General features: G+C 53.3%; 11 protein-coding genes and 1 riboswitch. Of the genes, 7 read left to right on the forward strand and 4 right to left on the reverse strand.

All coding sequences use genetic code 11. From position 1 onward, the window contains the following. Positions 1-158 precede the first annotated feature (158 nt). Positions 159-956, forward strand: a complete 798-nt coding sequence (locus M2108_RS09905; protein WP_277468930.1) for a formate/nitrite transporter family protein — start codon at positions 159-161, stop codon at positions 954-956. A gap of 163 nt (positions 957-1119) precedes the next feature. Here the strand turns inward: M2108_RS09905 and M2108_RS09910 are convergent, their stop codons facing one another. Both M2108_RS09910 and M2108_RS09915 read right to left on the reverse strand, forming a co-directional pair. Further along, entirely contained in the window at positions 1120-3462 is a 2343-nt protein-coding gene (locus tag M2108_RS09910) for a TPM domain-containing protein (protein WP_277468931.1), read from the reverse strand. 189 nt (positions 3463-3651) lie between these two features. Further along, a complete protein-coding gene (locus M2108_RS09915) occupies positions 3652-3795 on the reverse strand; it encodes a hypothetical protein (protein ID WP_167336675.1) in 144 nt (47 codons plus the stop codon). Positions 3796-4082: 287 nt separating this feature from the next. On the opposite strand from M2108_RS09915, the gene M2108_RS09920 reads away from it, so the two are divergent. Further along, positions 4083-7187: an EAL domain-containing protein gene (locus M2108_RS09920; RefSeq protein ID WP_277468932.1), complete on the forward strand. Its 3105-nt coding sequence runs from the start codon at positions 4083-4085 to the stop codon at positions 7185-7187. A 92-nt stretch (positions 7188-7279) separates the two neighbouring features. Here the strand turns inward: M2108_RS09920 and M2108_RS09925 are convergent, their stop codons facing one another. Then, positions 7280-8290, reverse strand: a complete 1011-nt coding sequence (locus tag M2108_RS09925) for a GGDEF domain-containing protein (RefSeq protein WP_277506151.1) — start codon at positions 8288-8290, stop codon at positions 7280-7282. 297 nt (positions 8291-8587) lie between these two features. Then, a riboswitch (purine riboswitch) is annotated at positions 8588-8687 on the forward strand. Positions 8688-8787: 100 nt separating this feature from the next. On the opposite strand from M2108_RS09925, the gene M2108_RS09930 reads away from it, so the two are divergent. Beyond that, positions 8788-10230 carry an NAD(P)/FAD-dependent oxidoreductase gene (locus tag M2108_RS09930; RefSeq protein ID WP_277468934.1) on the forward strand — a complete coding sequence of 481 codons (1443 nt, stop codon included), beginning with the start codon at positions 8788-8790 and terminating at the stop codon, positions 10228-10230. Positions 10231-10385: 155 nt separating this feature from the next. Beyond that, positions 10386-11903, forward strand: coding sequence for a methyl-accepting chemotaxis protein (locus M2108_RS09935; RefSeq protein WP_280776994.1), 1518 nt, complete (start codon positions 10386-10388; stop codon positions 11901-11903). A 152-nt stretch (positions 11904-12055) separates the two neighbouring features. On the opposite strand, the gene M2108_RS09940 is transcribed toward M2108_RS09935, so the two are convergent. Continuing rightward, on the reverse strand, positions 12056-12634 hold the full coding sequence (locus tag M2108_RS09940; RefSeq protein ID WP_277469007.1) for a nucleotidyltransferase family protein: 579 nt from the start codon (positions 12632-12634) through the stop codon (positions 12056-12058). A 167-nt stretch (positions 12635-12801) separates the two neighbouring features. Here M2108_RS09940 and M2108_RS09945 point away from each other — a divergent pair, with 167 nt between their 5' ends. From M2108_RS09945 to M2108_RS09955, 3 genes are all read left to right on the forward strand, one after another. Then, positions 12802-14478 carry a LytS/YhcK type 5TM receptor domain-containing protein gene (locus M2108_RS09945; protein ID WP_481856884.1) on the forward strand — a complete coding sequence of 559 codons (1677 nt, stop codon included), beginning with the start codon at positions 12802-12804 and terminating at the stop codon, positions 14476-14478. Then, complete coding sequence (locus M2108_RS09950) at positions 14475-15203, forward strand: LytR/AlgR family response regulator transcription factor (protein WP_277468937.1); 729 nt, start codon at positions 14475-14477, stop codon at positions 15201-15203. Before M2108_RS09945 ends, M2108_RS09950 begins: the two co-directional genes overlap by 4 nt. A 122-nt stretch (positions 15204-15325) precedes the next feature. Further along, on the forward strand, positions 15326-16591 hold the full coding sequence (locus M2108_RS09955) for an L-lactate MFS transporter (protein ID WP_277468938.1): 1266 nt from the start codon (positions 15326-15328) through the stop codon (positions 16589-16591). Positions 16592-16741 lie beyond the last annotated feature (150 nt).

The following is a 16741-nucleotide window of genomic DNA, read 5'->3' on the forward strand; positions in this document are numbered from 1 at the left end:
AAGGATGGCAGGTAAGCAGTGTTGCTCTCACTCCAGAGGACAGAATTTTCTTTTGGTTTCATGATTCAAGCAATTTCCAGCGGTTTATTGGGTATAATAACCGGAGGCTGCGGACAGCCGGGATAACTGCTGAAAATACAAGCTTATGCGGAGGTCATATGGAGAACGAGGCACTGCTGCAGGTTGAAAAATTGGCACTCAAGAAACAGAAAATTTTTGATCAGAGTGTACTGCGCTATATCGCCAGGGCGATGCTGGCCAGCATGTTCATCGGCTTCGGTGTCATTGTAGCCTTCAAAACAGGCAACTTCTTCTACATGGAACATTCCCCGATGACCTATCCGATGGCCGCCATTACCTTTGGTGCTGCGATCATTCTCATCTCCTACGGCGGCGGGGACCTGTTCACCGGGGATACATTTTACTACTCGTATGCTGCTCTCAGAAAAAAGATGCAGTGGACCAAGGTCGTCCGGATGTGGGTGATCAGCTATATCGGGAATATCCTTGGCGCTTCGGCGTTTGCGCTGCTGATTTTTTTGACCGGACTGTACGATGATTCGAGTGTTAACAGTTTTCTGCTGAATGTGGTGGCCCACAAAATGGAGGCGCCTGCGCTGCAGCTGTTCTTCCGGGCCATCCTCTGTAACTGGCTGGTCTGCTTGGCGTTTTTTGTGCCGATGTCGATGAAGCATGACGGAGCCAAAATGTTCGCGATGATGCTGTTCGTCTTCTGCTTCTTTATTTCCGGGTATGAGCACAGTATTGCCAATATGTGTACCTTCGCCATTGCGCTGGTGCTGGATCACCCCGGTACGATCTCCTGGAGCGGTGTCGTGCATAACCTGGTGCCGGTTACGCTCGGCAATCTGATCGGCGGCGGTGTATTGATGGGCGTCATGTACTATTATGTGAACAAGCCGTTTCTGGACAAGGACCCCGGGGACCTGCACTAATATTCGGATAAATCCTAATTAACAAAGACCTTGCCCCGCTAACAGGGGCAAGGTCTTTGTTGTTAGCCCTGACAAGCCTTCGGCTTGCCCGAGAGAAGGCCAAAGATGGAATACCGGACAAAAAGCCCCCGCGCCAGTTCATCGGCGCGGGGGCTTAATCGGTCTACCACTTGGAGCCGCCGGAATTGCGGCCTGATTTGCCGCCGCCCCAGGAAGAGCCGCCGGAGGAACGCCCACCCCCGCCCCAGGAGGAGCCTCCGGAGGAACGGCCGCCGCCGAAGCCGCCGGAGGAAGGCGGGCCGGAGGACATCCGCTTCCGGGCCTGCTCTCTGCGCTGGCGCTCCCGCATCATCGCGAGCTGAGCCTGCCGCTCTGCTTCTTCCTTCTGCCGTACCAGGCGGTTCGCTTCTTCGACAAATGAGGAGATCTGGGCGGCGTAGGAGCGTCCCAGCGACTCCAGCTCATCCAGGTTGTAAGGGCGTAAACTTAGCCTTGATTCAAGCTGCCCGTATTCAGGCAGCAGGCTGGCCTGGAATCTGCTGCGGCCCGCTAATCCTCTGCTCGCCAGCAGCCGTTGGGCTGAGTCTGCCCGCCCCAGGCCTTCCTGGAAGAGCCGCTTGACGCCTTCCAGCCGTGCGTTCAGCTCATCCAGGCTTTGCGAGACACTGCTGAACTGCTTGGCCGTCTCCTCCTGCAGCGTGAGCAGACGGTCAAGCCCGCTGCGCGCATTGTCGTACTCCCCGCGCTCGTCACTGGTCCACGTTTCGATCTGCGGCATCTCACCGGGACCCTCGCGCAGCCGGGCGCCGGAGGAATCCAGCACCTCGGCAATACTTGCGAGATGCTGCTCGGCGAACCGGGTCCGGGCTTCAGCCAGCCGGCTCTGCAGCCCGCTCAGCCGGCTCTGCAGCCCGCTCCAGCCGCTGCGTACCGTCTCCAGATCACGGTGGTTGCTCTGGCGGATCTGCGCCTGCCGTTCCGTCATGGCAACCGCCTCCTGAACCAGCAGATCCATGGTTGCGGCAATGCTGCGCACCTGATCCATATCCCCGCTGCGCAGCGGGGCCTGCAGCGTCTCTGCTGCAGAGCGGGCCTGATCAAGGTTGTCGTAAGGCTTAACCTTCATATTATGCAGGGCGTTCTGTTCAATGATGCCGGCAATCTTCGTACGTGCCGCAGCAAGAACACCCGGGAAGCCCTGAAGCTTGTCGTCATAGACATCTACATCGCGCAGATCCTGTTCAATCTGCTCCTGCTGTTCCTGGGCCTCTTCCGTAATATCCTGTGCGGCAATCGGGTCGAACAGCTCAAGCTGATCCGCTTTGGCAGTCGCCTCGGCCAGCTCTTTCAGATCCTCGGCGATTTCCTGCAGCTCATAGCCAGTGTCTTTGACTGCCTCCTGCAGCTGGGTGTCCAGCTCAGGAGCGTCCTTCTTGAGCTCGGTAATCTGCTGTTTAACATTGCGGTCAGCGTCTGTGATCAAGGCAATCTGCCGCTCTTCATCCTCAATCCGGGTGCGGAAGCCGGCTGCAGTCTGCTCCGCCTGGCCGATTGCCGACTTGAGCGCGGCGAGCTGATAGAACGCCGGCTGCGGGCTGCGGCCTGTGCCCTGCAGCACTGAAATCTCCACCAGCTGGGCGTCCAGCCGCTTGGAGATGCCTGCAACCATCTCGCCGGTCTTGCCCTGTACGATGCCCTGAAACGGCTGCAGCGTCTCAATGGCCCGGTTCGTACGTACAAGCAGGTCAGACAGCTGGTCCTGAAGCACGCTGAGCTGCTTGCGGCGGCGCTGGCCGGTGACCAGCACATACAGCACCAGGGCCAGCAGCGCCGCGCCTGCAGCAATTGCCCCTAGGGTCAGCAGCGGCAGGCCTGAGCTGCGGGATGCGGTCCCGCTTCCGGCTCCCGGGCTGCCCGATCCCCCGGGACCGTCAACCCCGCCGCTTGTGCTACCAGTACCAGTGCTTCCGGAACCGCGAGCCCCGCCTGTGCTCCCGTTGCCGGTTCCTCCGGAGCCCTGCGTACTGCCAAGAGACTGCAGCTCTGTAATCAGAGCGCTGATCCCGCCCGCAAAGTCGCCCTCTCTGGCGGAGGCGATGAAATAGGCGTCAACAATAGCGGTGATAGCCGCGCTTCCTGTTCCTCCCCCCTGGTTCTGCGACCATCCGTTAATGGCATTCTGCAGCGAAGCGTTAATGAAATTAAGCTCAACCTGCTGGTCACCTGCAGAGATCAGCAGAAGAATATCCTGGGGTGACAATCCCCAGCTGTCATATACGTTGCTTGCAAAGTCGGTGGCGTTGGCGCCGTCCAGTGAATCTATAGTCAGTACGTGGAAGGTATAACGCCCGTCTGCAGCAGCTTCGGCAATGGCCGCTGCCTCACGGGAAGTGAGCATCCCGGCCTCATCGGTGACTAATCCCTGCTGTACGGGGAATCCGGCAGCCTGAACTCCGGTCATCCACAGCACGCTGAGGATCAGAAATAGAGATACTATCTTTTTCAATTTGAGCACACTCCGTTCTAAGGGACTATGGCCCGGTTTATTATTGTGATTATACCCTATTAGGCGAGTGAAATCCCAGGCGGTGCAGGATACGGCTGCTTAAAGAGTCTTTATGCTGGCTCTGCCAAGCCCGCTTAGACAAAAAAAGCGCATCCCCGTAATACGGGAATGCGCTAATCAGCATGTCTGCTATCTGGTCTGCAGGCAGAGTATATATTGCAGGCGGGATTTAATTTCCTTTTGCCATTTCAGGTCTCCGACTTTAACGGCAAGATTGAGCAGATCCAGATAATCGTCAACCTGTAATGCTGTCCGGGTAGTGGCTGCGTTCATGGGTGTTCAGTCTCCTTTTGGCTCAATATAGTGAAGGGGTAGAATGGTTATATTTCAATAATGATAATCATTATCACTGGTTATTGCTATTATCCACATTTTGCCCCCAAAAAGCAATATAAAATTTTAGGTTTTATCTTTTTTCTTTAGAATCCGGCCTATGTATGCACAGAGTTGCACATTTTATCACATTTACAGAGGGAATGGGCAGGAACCCTACCATATTTTGTCGAATAAAACTTGATAGGATAGCCCTTAGCTGATTTTGGGGAAGAAGGAGAATCGCAATGAAGCGGTGTAAATGTTTGCTTCTGATTATCATCCTGCTTATGCTGGCACCGCCTGCTGCCGCCCATGCTGAAAGACAGGATATCAAGTACCAGGCAGAATTGGATTACCCGCCATTCAAGTATATCCAGAACGGTTATTTAACCGGATTTGATATTGATCTCACGAGCATGATCTTTGAAAAGCAGGAATATCTGATCCGCTACAGCACCGGAGCCTGGGAACAGACTTACCAGCTGCTGACCAGCGGGCAAATTGACACAACCGGACTTATGGCAGTAACAGAGCAAAGGAAAAAAGATATCCTTTTCTCAACCCCGGTATTTAAAAGCTACGTTTCTGTATATTCGCGGCAGGCGCTCAAGGACAAGGTAACCCTGGGCACACTTGAGAACTACAAGATTGGTGTAGGACATAGCCAATATACTGCAGCGCTGCTGCAGAGTAAGGCAGGCATTTCGAAATACATAGAATACCCGACAGTACCGGAGGCGCTGGAAGCTCTCGTAAAAGGTGAAATTGATCTGCTGTTTGAGAATCAGGGGGTTGTTGACTACCTGATTGTTGAGCAGGGACTGACCGGCAATGTCATCCGCAAAATAAGCGACCTTTACCCGGTAGATGTGGCTTATGGTGTAAGCACCTCATCTCCGGAGCTTGTCCCGTATATTAATGCAAGGCTGGAGCGGCTTCAGCGTTCGGGTGCCTTCGAGGAACTGTACCAGCAGTATTTCTTTACACATTCGGCTGGTTACACCGGCATGATAAATGACCGGATTATTTTTGGAATTGTAATTGGTCTATGTCTGCTTCTCTTCGGAATTGTATCCATTCGAATGTATATCCGGAGGCTGAGAAGGACGATTCATTCGGAGCAGGAGTTTTTTGAAGATGTGATTGAGCATACCGGAATGATTGTATGGGCGGTATCCGGGGATGGGCGGGTTACGCGCTTCAACCAGTTTGCTGAGAAGATGACCGGGCTTAAGGAACAGGAGGTGCTTGGCAAAAAGCTCAGCGAGCTTCCCGGGCTGGACGGCGATGTTTCGCTGCTGCGCGATCTGCTGACCAGGGCGGTCTATCAGGATTTTGTCAACAATGTAGAGCTGAAGCTGCCGGAGCACTCGCCGGAGGCGAGGTTTTTTTCTATCCGGACCACGCTGATCAAAGGAATGGATGACCATGATGAGGCTGTCTATCTGCTGGTGGGGCTGGATGTCGATGACTGCAAGCAGAATGAGCAGAAGCTGCAGCTAAGCTATGAGGAGCTGGAATCGACTTACGAGGAATTAACGGCCACGGAGACTGAATTACAGGAGCAGTTATACAGGCTGAGTGTGAGTGAACGCCGGCTGCGCCTGACCTCTGAGGGCTCAGGTGCTTATATGTGGGAGCTGGACTGGAAAACCGGGTTCTACAAGCTGTCGGAGCGCTGGTACGAGGTGATGGGGTATACGGAGGAAGAGATTAACGGGATGGAAAACGGGGTTCTCAGCATCATTCATCCCGATGATCAGGCGTCAGCCAATAAGGCGAGGCAGGCGCACCTTAGCGGAAAGACTCCAATCTATGAGACCGAGTACCGTATGCGTACAAAAGACAATCATTACATCTGGTTTGAAGTAAGAGGGAAGGCTATTGTTGATCCTGCAGATCAGCTCAAGCTGTTCAACGGCTCGCTCATTGATATCAGCAGGCGCAAGCAGGCGGAATTCAAGCTGAATAACAGCTATCAGGAGCTGGAAGCAACGTATGAACAGCTTACGGCGACACAGCAGGAGCTTGTAGAGCAGTATGATATGCTGCTGGAAAATCAGAAGAACATGCACCGGCTGGCCTATATGGACTCGCTCAGCAATCTGCCGAACCGGATTTCCCTGCTGGAGGCAATGGACAATTATTTCCGGCGGCCGGGCGGCAAAGCGGCGCTGATGTTCGTGGACACCGATAATTTCAAATATATCAATGATACACTGGGCCATAAATCCGGTGATATTCTGATCCGTAAGGCAAGTGAACGGCTGCAGTCGCTTGTCCAGGGCAAGGGAATGCTCTCCAGGCTTGGCGGGGATGAGTTCGTCGTCTTTATCGAGGATGCCGAAGACCGCAATGCGGTGCTTACGCTGGCGGACGATATTATGCGGGCTTTCCGCAGATCGATCCTGATCGGGGAGAGTAACCTCTATGTGTCGGTCAGTATCGGTATCTCCTTCTACCCGGAGGACGGGGAGACGACGGAGGAGATTCTCAAGAATGCCGATGTGGCGATGTACCGGGCCAAAGAGGAAGGCAAGGGTACCTACGTTATTTATGACAAGTCGATGCATACCGCATTCAATGAACGGATGCATATTGAAAAGCATCTGCGCAGCGCAATGAACAACAATGAATTTGAACTGCACTATCAGCCGCAGGCAGACATCAGGACAGGAGAAATCACCGGATTCGAAGCTCTGATCCGCTGGAACAGTCCGGTGCTTGGCTTCGTATCTCCGCTCTCCTTCATCAAGGTTGCCGAGGATTCCAGGCTTATTATCTACATCGGGGAATGGGTTCTGCGGGAAGCCTGCAGCTTCATGAAGAGTATACATGAGCGTACCGGAAGGCTCTATAAAATATCCGTCAATATTTCTATCATCCAGCTTCTGCAGGATGATTTCGTCGAAATCGTGCTGGACAGCCTGGAGCAAAGCGGGCTTGCACCAAGTTGCCTGGAGCTGGAGATTACAGAATCAATCTTTATGGAGTCGTTCGAGAGTACAGTCAGCAAGCTGGAATTCCTCAAGTCACGCGGTATCCGGATTGCCCTTGATGATTTCGGAACCGGCTATTCCTCGCTGAGCTATCTGCAGCAGCTGCCGATCTCTACGCTCAAGATGGACAAAATCTTTATCGACTCCCTGGCCGATCAGGCCTACAGCGAATCCTTCGTGCAGACCATTATTGTGCTTGGCCATAAAATGGGGCTGGATGTCGTGGCCGAAGGGGTCGAGGATGACAGCCAGCTGGCATTTCTGAATGAATCGGGATGTGACAAGGTGCAGGGTTACCTGATCAGCAGGCCTGTGCCCCCGCGGGGGGTGTGGGAGCTGCTGGAGCATTAGAAGGCGGACTGGTTGCCAGAGCATCCCGGGGGTGAACAGAACAAAACGGATCTGCGTGTCTTAGGCAGATCCGTTTTGTTGTAATACAGGGGTTATTTCAGGACGATCTTGTTTTTCCCCGTCTTCTTGGCTTCGTACAAGGCGTCGTCTGCCTGCTGAAAGGTGTAGCTCTTCGTATCGGAGACCGAAAACTCATGCATGCCGATACTGACAGTCACAGATCCGCCGTTCATTTCTTCAATCGGCATGCCGGCTATACCTGTCAGAATTCGCTCCATGATCTCCTGTGCTTCCTTCATCTGCTTGGCGGTCAGAATGACTACGAATTCCTCTCCTCCATACCGGGCGGCGAAATCATCGGTGCCGATATGCTTCAGCACTACGGCGGCTACCTGCTTGAGCACAATATCGCCCACCCAGTGCCCGTACTGGTCATTCACTTTCTTGAAATTGTCGATATCCAGGACAGCCAGCTGCATCGGAAAAGGGTTATTCTGCTGATGATCAATCAGCCAGCCGAGATATTCGTGAAACGTTTTGTGATTATACAAATCGGTCAGCGGATCAATCTTGGACAGCCGGTCCATGATGATATTCTGAATGCGCAGATCCTGCTCTGCCTTCACTGAATCCTGAAGGGACCGCATAAGATCCCGGCCGCGGCCGATCACTCCGAAACCGGCCAGTGCGGTGCCGGCAAAAATCAGTGCAATAATAATATGCTGAATCCGCATCGTATATTCGTAGACAGGTGTATTCATGAACAGCATGACGGTGTAGAGCAGACAGATCAGCGAGGATGCCTTCATATAGCTGCTTTTGAGATAGATCATAGATACAAGCAGCGGAAGAAGCATGATAAGCGGCTTGACCTCGTACTCGGTACTGAGATTGGTGATAATCAGGATAGCGTAGATATGACTTGCGACAACAATCGAGAATTCCGAGAATGCCGGCTTCCACCTGTAGATTGCCTCCAGAGTGAGGATCAGAACAAGGATGAAGGAGTCCGGTATCAATACATGGGTTACGAAATATTGTCTGTCGGTGAATTCAGGTCTATGGCCCCACATGGATAGTGAGATGAAAAGCTGACTAGCCAAACATACCAGGAGAACCATCCAGAAGGTATTGAGGAGTACCCGGTTCCAGTAGCTTTGGCGAGGAGGTGGCGGTGGGATGTGCATAAACATTTCCTCATTTCCAGTGGCAATATAACTATATATTCGACAAATATCTCTTCGATCCTTCCATCTACTGTGAACAATATAATGTTCGTGTTTTAGTGTGATTTTTGCTTTTTTAATTTACTATAATCTATATATTTGATTAAAACACGAATTATAATCGAGAAAAACTATTGACACATTCGCCTGTTTTCTGTAAAATTCCTATTAGCTCATATAATAAGTGAAGCTGTTCGTATATCCCCGGAGATAAGGTTTGGGGGTTTCTACAGGGAACCGTAAATTCCTGGCTACGAATAGGGTGCATTTTGCATACCTGTGAAGAGCCGGGATTTTTTGTGTGTTGCGCTATAAAATCGCAGAAACGGCGGCTGAGAACGCAGCGTTTCTTCCTGGGAGGAATAAGAGAACAGATGAGTAAATATGATGTGATTGTTGTAGGTGCCGGCCCGGCCGGCATATTCGCCTGTTATGAACTGACCCGTAGGGCCCCTGGCCTGAAGATATTGCTTGTGGATAAAGGCCATGACATTTACCGCCGCAGTTGCCCGATCCTGGAGGAAAAAATCAAGCTCTGCCCGCCTGCTTCGGGCCGCAAGGAGTTCGCAGGCTGTCTGCCTGCCTGCTCCATTACTGCCGGTTTCGGGGGAGCGGGAGCTTACAGCGACGGGAAATTTAATATCACGACTGAATTTGGCGGTTGGATGACCGACTATCTGGCACCGTCCAAGGTGCTGGAGCTGATCGAATATGTGGATGCCATCAATCTGGAGCATGGTGCAACCCCGGCCATTACCGATCCGACAACTGACAGCATCCGGAGTATCGAGCAGCGCGGCTACGCCGCCGGACTCAAGCTTCTGCGGGCGCAGGTGCGGCATCTGGGTACTGAACAGAACCTGGAGATTCTTAAATCCATATATGAATACCTGAAGACTCGGATTGATATGCAGTTCAAGACCGAGGTGCAGGACATTATAACCGTTAAGGAAAACGGCAGCCACCGGATTACGGGCATTGAGCTCAAGAACGGGGATATCCATGAAGCGGATCAAGTCATGATTGCCCCGGGCCGTGACGGCTCCGCCTGGCTGACTGACGTGCTGAAGAAGCGCCGGCTCAAAATGTACAACAATCAGGTCGATGTCGGTGTCAGAGTTGAAACATCCGATGTAGTAATGCGCGAGATCAATGAACACTTGTATGAAGGTAAATTTGTATTCAATACCTCAGTGGGTACCCGTGTCCGGACATTCTGCAGCAATCCGTCCGGCCATGTGGTCGTAGAAAATCACAGCGGGGTAATGGCGGCCAACGGACACTCCTATAAAGACCCGGCGCTTGGCTCGAAGAATACGAACTTCGCGCTGCTGGTGTCCCATACCTTTACAGAGCCGTTTGATAAGCCGAATGAATATGCCCGGGAAATCTGCAAGCGGGCTAACGATTTGTCGAATGGCGGTGTCATTGTCCAGAAATACGGGGATATCCTGCGCGGCCGCCGCTCCACAGAGACCCGGATCAAAGAAGGGTTCCTGGAGCCGACGCTGAAAGAGGCGGTTCCGGGCGATCTTGGCCTCGTACTGCCATACATCACCATGAAGAGTCTGATTGAAATGGTCGAGGCACTGGAAAAGGTAACTCCGGGCATTGCCTCTGAACATACATTGTTTTACGGCGTGGAGGCAAAATTCTATTCGGCCCGTCCGAAGCTGACAGTGCAGCTGGAAACGGAAATTTCCGGACTGTACTGCGGCGGAGACGGTGCAGGCATTACCCGCGGACTGGCCCAGGCCGGTGCTGCGGGAGTGTGGATTGCCCGCGGCATGCTGGAACGGGTAGCGGCACACGTATAGTATAGACTGACTGCCACCGTGCTGTCCTATCGCAGAACTATTGCGTAAGGGCAGCCTTTTTTAACGGGATTTTGTGATGAAAGTACTTCCTTTATTTAACTACGCTGATATAATGTTAGAATACATAACATGATGGAGTGGAGTGGAAGCGGAAAATGCGGGTTTACCGGAGTAAACATGTACTGGTTGTGCTGCTGTTACTGGCAGTTGGTCTATACGGGTTGTGGATTGACATGAATGGGCTGCATAAGCTGGTATACCTGGTGCTGATGGCGGCGCTTGGCGGACTCGCGTGGCATACATACCGCAGTGGGATTTATAGAGACAGGCTGCTTGAAGAGGCTCGGGAGCAGATCGAGGGGCTTGGCAATGAGATTGTTGTTACCTCGGACAAGCTGCATGGGGCGCTGGAAGAAATCAGCCGTCATACTGAGGGCCTGCAGCAGACAGCTGATTATTCACATGCCTATGAGGTGGATTTGCAGACACGCAGTAATGAAGCCAAAGCCAATATTGAGGGTGCTTTTGCGACAATGGGCGCTGTGGCTGAAATGACAGCCCACATCAAAGCTCTGACAGAGCGGCTGGGCACCGGAATGCAGGATGCGCGCCAGCGGACGGCGGAAATGGTCAGCTCGCTTGAAAATACGGACGGGGTTATGGCTGAGCTTCAAGAGAGAAGCGGGGATATGCTGGATAAATTCACGGCCCTCAGCGGCCATATCGCTATAGTAGAGGAGATTAACTCCCTCATTGTCGGGATTGTAAATGAGACCTCTTTGCTGGCGCTCAATGCTTCAATTGAAGCGGCGAGGGCCGGAGAACAGGGCCGGGGGTTTGCCGTGGTGGCCGCCCGGATCAGGCAGCTGGCGGATCAGAGCAGAAGCTCGGTGGAGCGCTCGTCAGAGGTGCTCCAGGACATCAATAACAGCGTCCGGCAGGTGCTGGAGTCTGTGGTTAAAGAGCAAAAGGCGGTCTCTCAAGGTGTACATGAGGTAGCTACAGTGAAGCTCCGGCTGTCCGATGTGTCGGCAAGAATCGAAGAGGTCGGGACTGCCGTGACGGATACGGTTGATGCGGCCTCCAGACAGGGCAGCCTGATTGGAGCGGCGACAGGTGAGCTGAGCGGTGCGGTCGGCATCGTGAATGAAACCATCGCCGGGGTAGATCTGACCCTGGAGCAGGTGACAAGGCAGCGGTCGCAGATCAGCCAGTTGAATGAGATCAGCGCCAGCCTGCTGAGCGAGTCGCAGGCTCTGCAGCAGTCGGTGACCCGGATTGCCGGCCGCGGAGCTGCCGGGACAGAACAGTACACAGCCCGGCTGCAGGAAATGCAAAGCGTGCTGCAGGAGCTTGCCGCCAGGCAGGAGCTGTACATGCCGGATCCGGCAAGCCATGGCAGCGTGCTTACTGCCTGCATGCAACGGGTGCCGGAGGTACAGGCCATCTGGTCGAACCGGACGGACGGCACGTTTATTTTCTCCGAGCCGGCGGCCGGACTGATGAATGCGAAGCGCAGGGAATGGTATAGCGGGGCAGTCAATGAAGGGGAATATGTCTCCTTGCCGTATGTCTCAGCGATTACCAAACGCTCGTGTATTACGCTCTCCCGGGCAATCAAGAATGCCCGGGGGGAGACGGTCGGTGTAGTCGGAATCGACCTGGCGGTATAGGCGGAATCGGGGCACAGTTAAGTGACCGGCCGATAATATCAGCAGTGCGCCAAGGACGGACATAACCGGAGGATAGCTATACAAGCGCAGCCGGCCCTACTCGAGGGCCGGCTGCTTGTTCATGATTGAGCATGAGGTTATGAATCAAGCGGCTAATCCCCGGATGGAGGAACAATCTGCAGCTGAGGCCAAACCGCCGGCCAGTTCTTTTTGGCAACCCTTTGCCCGTAGACGCTTTGAAGCTTAGGGGTTGCTGTGAAGTGGGGAGACGGCCGGACTACCAGATGAATGACATCCTGTATGCCATGAGGCGCAGACAGAATCAGATCCTCCTCTGCACTGAGAGCCAGTCCAAGCGCAGTAGCGGTTTCCGGAAAATGGGCCATTCCGTCCGTTGAGGAGGTATAAGGTGCCAGACCGTTAACCGTATGCATCCTGGCCTGGTTCTTCACGGACCAGGGAGTGGCACCGTCGATCTCCCGCAGCCGGACTTCCAGATGCTTTTCCGTCTCCTCGCGCAGATCAGCCGGATCATAGTAGATAACATCCACGTCGGCAAGCGGGGTTCTGCTGCGGAAACCATGCTGAATATCCCATACCTTGGAGCGCACAAATCCGGCGCAGACCCAGCAGTCCGGCAGTCCAAGGGTGCGTACAGCAGCCAGTACCTCCATCATCCAGCGGTCTTCTTTTACAGCCTGCAGCAGCTCCTGCTCGTTCGTAATACGCAAACCAAACACACCTCCGTATTCTTGTTTAGCCGGCAAAGAGCAGTTCGGGCTCCCGGCAGCAATCCTTTTATTATAAGGCTTACTACGTCAGGAGGATATGCCGGATGACTGCGGCGGCAGATTGCTAAGAGGAAGGGCACACTCTATAATGTACCTTTAGATTGACCATGGGAGGCGTAATTGTGCATTATAACCTGACGATTCTGCTGCAATTGTTCGAGCGGGCGGCGCTGCTGCTGATGTGTCTGTTTGTGCTGACCCGGCTGCCGCGGTTTAAGGAGATTTTTATAAAAGGAGCTTATGCTCCGCAGGAACTGGCTATGGTGACCGTGGTATTCAGCCTGTTTGCCATTTTGGGGACGTATACGGGGATTAATGTGGAAGGGTCGCTGGTGAACGTGCGGATTATTGCCATCGTAGCCGGCGGGATTCTATTCGGACCCTGGGTAGGGATGATTACCGGCCTGATCTCCGGGGTGCACCGGTTTCTGATAGATATCGGCGGTGTGACTTCGGTGCCCTGCCTGATTACAAGTATTACAGCCGGAGTGGTGTCCGGTGTGATCTACCGCCGTACTTCGCCGGACAAACGCTGGATTGCCGGTATTCTGGCCGGTATGATCTGTGAAGCGCTGACGATGGTGCTGATCCTGGTGATGGCGAACCCGGCTTCGCTTGGTGCGGACATTGTGTCAAAGATTGCTTTTCCGATGATTGCCGGTCAGATTTGTGTCGGGTTCATTGTTATGCTGGTGCAGAGTGTAGAAGGGGAGAAGGAACGGATCGCCGCGAAGCAGTCCAAGCTGGCGCTGGATATTGCGAACAAGACGCTTCCGTATTTCCGCAACATTAACCCCCGGTCGCTGAGGAAGATCTGTGAAATTATCAAGGACGATATCGGGGCTGACGCTGTAGCCATTACCGATACCGGCCACATCCGTGCTTATGTCGGCGTCGGGGAGGAGTATTATACCGAGACGGACGAAATTATCAGCGAAGAGACGAAGAAAACGATCAGCAGCGGAGAGATCACCATCCGTGATGATGATACGGAATATATGAACCGGGCGATCCGCTCGCTGATCATCATTCCGCTTAAGGAGAAGGGTGAAGTGACCGGAGCACTGAAAATTTATTACACCAAAGCCCACAAAATCACCTATTCCCTGCAGGCCATGGCCGTCGGTCTTTCGCAGATGATCTCAACGCTGATGGAGGTGTCGCGGGTCGAAGGGATCAAGGAGATGGCTAACAAGGCGGAGCTGAAGGCACTGCAGACCAGCATCAACCCCCACTTTCTGTTTAATGCGCTGAATGCGATTGCCTCGTCAATCCGCATTGATCCCGATAAGGCGCGGGAGCTCATTGTCAATCTGTCCGGGTATATGCGCTACAATCTCGAGCTTTCGGGCGAATTCATTGATATCCGGCGTGAGCTGCAGCAGGTGCAGCAGTATGTGGAGATTGAGAAGGCGCGTTTTGGCAGCCGGCTGGCGGTGGAGTATGATATCGACGAGGTCGAGGTGCGGATTCCAAGCCTGATCATCCAGCCGCTGGTGGAAAACGCAATTGTACACGGTATTCTGAAGTCGCGGGGCCAAGGTACAGTAACGATTTCGGTAAAAGACCTGGGTAAGGCAGTGCGGGTCGGCATTGCCGATACCGGTGCCGGAATCAGTGAGGAAACGATTGAGCGGGTCTACAGCGGCAATATGCCGGATAACAAAATCGGACTGTACAATGTACACCAGCGGGTGAAGCTGATTTATGGCCAGGGTCTGACCATCCACAGGCTGGATAAAGGGACGGATATTTATTTTGACGTCAAAAAGGAGCAGCGATGAGAGCGATAATTGTAGAGGATGAAGTACTGGCCAGGCAGGAGCTGGCTTTTCTGATCGGAGCGCACAGCAGCATCAGGATCGCAGCCGAATTTGAGGACGGGCTGGATGCGCTGAAATATCTGCAGACTGAAGAGGTCGATGTCATTTTCCTCGATATTAACATTCCCTCGATTGACGGCGTGCTGCTGGCCCAGAATATCAGCCGGTTCTCCGTTAAGCCCTATATTGTGTTCATTACCGCGTACAAGGAGCATGCCGCCGAGGCGTTTGAGATCGAGGCCTTTGACTACATTCTGAAGCCTTACAGCGAAACACGGATCAAGGCGATGCTGCAGAAGCTGGAGGGGGCGTTTGCGGCGCGCGGGCGGCAAGGAGAAGAAGAGCGTACGAAGCTCAGCGATAAAGTGAACCTGTGGAACAATGAAAAGATCATCGTCGTCGATGCCGACGAGATTTATTATGCTTCGGCGCAGGAGAAAACGACGAGTGTGATCACCAAGGGTGAGGAATACAGCATGGCTCTAAGCATCAGCGAGTTTCATAGCCGGCTGCCGCAGGACCGCTTTTTCCGCTGCCACCGCTCCTATCTTGTGAATCTGTCCAAGATTAAGGAAATCATCCCCTGGTTCAACAATACTTATCTGCTGCGGCTGCGTGATCTGGATGCTGAAGTGCCTGTAAGCCGCGGCAAGGTGAAGGAATTCAGGCAGATCATGCGACTCTAGCGGCAGTTCATTCCCCGTTACTGTCATCTCATTCCGGATTTCTCTCAAGAAAGCGTTATTTCGCTACAATGAGGAGGCAAAGAAGACCTCAAGCGACTTCAGAGAGAAAGAAGGAATCATCTATGACTAAGGCTATGCCAGGCAATAAAAAATGGCTTATCGTTCTAGGTACAGTAATCATGCAAATGGGACTGGGTACGATTTATACATGGAGCCTGTTCAATGCACAGCTTGTCAGCAAGTTCGGCTGGGAGCTCAGCTCTGTTTCCATAACCTTTTCCATTACCAGCTTTGCCCTGGCCTTCGCGACACTGTTCGCGGGGAAGCTGCAGGACCGGTTCGGCCTCCGCAGACTGACCGCTGCCGCCGGGATTATGCTGGGGCTTGGCCTGATTCTGAGCTCGCAGGCCAGCTCCCTGCCGATGTTTTATCTGCTGGCTGGCGTAGTAGTGGGTTATGCGGATGGTACAGCTTATATTACCTCGCTGTCCAATCTGATTAAATGGTTCCCTAAGAATAAAGGGCTGATCTCCGGAGTTTCCGTCGGGGCTTACGGAACGGGCAGCCTGATCTTCAAATATATCAACGGCAGTCTGATTGAGTCCCAGGGGGTATCCGGTGCTTTTCTGTACTGGGGCATCATCGTGATGATCATGATCGTCATCGGTTCGATGCTGGTGAGGGAAGCTCCAGCTGCAGCTCCGGCGGGCACAAAGGCTGTCTCCGGCAGGTCGGCGGCTGCAGGCGGTGCAGTAATACCGGCCAAAGACTATACGGTAAAAGAAATGCTGCGCACGAAGGAAGCTTATCTGCTGTTCGTCATCTTTTTCACGGCCTGCATGAGCGGCCTTTACCTGATCGGTATTGTAAAGGACATCGGCGTTACGCTGGCTGGTCTGGATGTAGCTGCAGCAGCTAATGCCGTAGCGATGATCGCTATCTTTAACACAGCCGGACGTTTGATTCTCGGGGCCCTGTCCGACCGGATGAGCCGGCTGAAGCTGCTGAGCATCACCCTGGCTGTAACAGCAGCAGCAATGTTTACCCTCAGCTACGCTGCCTTAAACTACGGCCTGTTCTTCATCTGTGTAGCTGCCATTGCCTTCTGCTTTGGAGGCAACATCACCATCTTTCCGGCAATCGTCAGCGATTTCTTCGGACTGAAGAACCACAGCAAGAACTACGGTGTTATCTATCAGGGGTTTGGAATCGGCGCATTGTCCGGTTCGTTCATTGCAGCGCTGCTCGGCGGATTCAAGCCTACCTTTATCATCATCGGTCTGCTGTGCATTCTGGCCTGCCTCATTGCGGTTTCCCTGAAAGCACCGGGACAAAGACGGGCAAGAGACAAGGGAATGAGCCTGAAGCCTTCGCGGCATACGGCTTAACCATATACAGCAACATGTCGGCTTAAGAAAGATACAGACAAAAAGAAGGCTGCCTGTAAAGCAGCCCGGAAGAGAGATATTTGCCTCCGTTTTATGCGGAGGCGGGTATCTCTTTTTGGCATGTTCATACTGCGGGGGAGGACTGGCGAG

Source organism: Paenibacillus sp. PastM-3, from assembly GCF_029893965.1.
Lineage (GTDB): Bacteria > Bacillota > Bacilli > Paenibacillales > Paenibacillaceae > Paenibacillus_AQ.